Source organism: Leisingera sp. F5 (assembly GCF_001593695.1).
Genome location: NZ_LUKH01000629.1, coordinates 1 through 1,963, shown reverse-complemented (window position 1 = coordinate 1,963; position 1,963 = coordinate 1). Strand labels below are relative to the sequence as shown.

Genomic DNA, 1,963 nt, shown 5'->3' with positions numbered 1-1,963 from the left:
TCTTTATCCTCTTGCACTTCGTCAATACAGCGCACAGGTTCGGCTCTGTCTGGCGGTCGCTTGGTGTGGTTCTGATGGCCAGCATGATCCTGGTGTTTGCCCTTCTCTTTATCGTGGGTCTGATCGGCCCAGCCAATCTGGGACTTCCCGAACATGTATGACGTGGAAAAAATCCGTGCCGACTTCCCGATCCTTGCGCGTGAGGTGAACGGCAAGCCGCTGACTTATCTCGACAACGGAGCTTCCGCCCAGAAGCCACAGGTGGTGATTGATGCGGTGAGACGCGCCTATGCCGAGGAGTATTCCAACGTTCACCGTGGCTTGCACTTTCTTTCTAATCTCGCGACCGAGAAATACGAGGCTGTTCGTGGTATCATTTCCCGCTTCCTGAATGCCGGTGACGAAAACACCATCGTGCTGAATTCGGGCACCACCGAGGGCATCAATCTGGTCGCTTATGGCTGGGCCATGCCGCGGTTTGAGGCGGGGGACGAGATCGTTCTGTCGGTGATGGAACACCACGCCAATATCGTGCCCTGGCACTTCCTGCGCGAGCGCCAAGGCGTGGTGCTGAAGTGGGTGGATGTGGCCGATGATGGCAGCCTGGATCCGGAAAAGGTGATCGACGCCATTGGCCCCAAGACCAAGCTGGTTGCAGTCACTCAATGCTCAAACGTTCTCGGCACCGTGGTGGACGTGAAGGCGATCACCCAGGGTGCCCATGCCAAGGGCGTGCCGGTACTGGTTGATGGCTCGCAAGGGGCGGTGCATATGCCGGTGGACGTGCAGGATATCGGCTGTGATTTCTACGCGATCACCGGCCACAAGCTTTACGGCCCCTCCGGCTCGGGTGCGATATATATCAAGCCAGAACGCATGGCCGAGATGCGCCCGTTTATCGGCGGCGGCGACATGATCAAGGAAGTCTCCAAGGATCAGATCATCTACAATGATCCTCCAATGAAGTTCGAAGCCGGCACGCCGGGCATCGTGCAGACCATCGGCTTTGGTGTTGCGCTGAACTACATGATGGATCTCGGCATGGAGAACATCGCCAAACATGAAGGCGGGTTGCGCGATTATGCAATGCAGCGTCTGACAGGCCTAAACTGGGTGAGCGTGCAAGGGCAAGCCATTGGTAAGGCTGCTATTTTCAGCTTCACCATGGATGGCGCCGCACATCCTCATGACGTCTCCACCATCCTCGATAAAAAGGGGGTGGCGGTGCGGGCCGGCCATCACTGTGCCGGGCCGCTGATGGATCACTTGGGCGTGTCCGCAACATGCCGTGCTTCTTTTGGTCTCTACAACACCAAGGAAGAGGTCGATACGCTGATCGATGCGCTGGAGCTGGCACACGAATTGTTTATCTGACACTGGTTGAAGAGCAGACGAAAACGGCGCCCTGCGAGGCGCCGTTTGCGGTTTAAGGGACGCGTCTTACTCTTGGATCTTATCCGCGCGCAGCGGGCAGGACAGGTAGACACCAAACTCCTTACCCAAATCGCAGCTGACCCGCGCGTGCACCTTGCCCTGGCGGTCGCGAAAGCGCTGGTTGTTCTCTACCGGGAAGATTCCCTCATGCCAGATGCTCGGGTGGATGTAGAACCCTTTGGATCCGTCGCACCAGAAGGCCACAACCTTTTCCGGATTCAGATCATCCCCCGGCAGAGCAGCGGGCACGATGAAGGGTTTGTTTTCCAGCGGAAAGAACATCTGCCCGCCGTCGGGGTGATAGTTCATGTGCCACAGCAGCACCTGATCCCGCGGCGCGGTCTGTTCGGCGGTCTGTGCCGTTTGCGGATCAGCGGACCAGCCCAGCACATAATTTCCGTTGACCGCTTCGTTCTCGCCATAGAGCACGTCCCCGCGCCAGTCACAGCGGAATGTGCCCTCGACCCAGCCCCCCCTCATCCCCGGTGCCCTCGTCGATCGGGCGCCAACCCTGGGCAGGCCACTGGAC

The 1,963-nt window shown here is 58.5% G+C and carries 2 protein-coding genes; one reads left to right on the top strand and one right to left on the bottom strand.

Annotation, left to right across the window (positions count from 1 at the left end; all coding sequences use genetic code 11):
• Window positions 1-153: 153 nt before the first annotated feature.
• Complete coding sequence (locus A2I95_RS34120) at window positions 154-1,374, top strand: cysteine desulfurase (RefSeq protein WP_291736943.1); 1,221 nt, start codon at window positions 154-156, stop codon at window positions 1,372-1,374.
• A gap of 66 nt (window positions 1,375-1,440) precedes the next feature.
• Here the strand turns inward: A2I95_RS34120 and A2I95_RS34115 are convergent.
• A partial coding sequence (locus tag A2I95_RS34115) for an ureidoglycolate lyase (RefSeq protein ID WP_291736941.1) occupies window positions 1,441-1,963 on the bottom strand: 523 nt, incomplete at its 5' end.

Bases quoted from the DNA above. Each gene is read 5' to 3' on its own strand.
- A2I95_RS34120 (WP_291736943.1), top strand. From the start codon at position 154: ATGTATGACGTGGAAAAAATCCGTGCCGACTTCCCGATCCTTGCGCGT.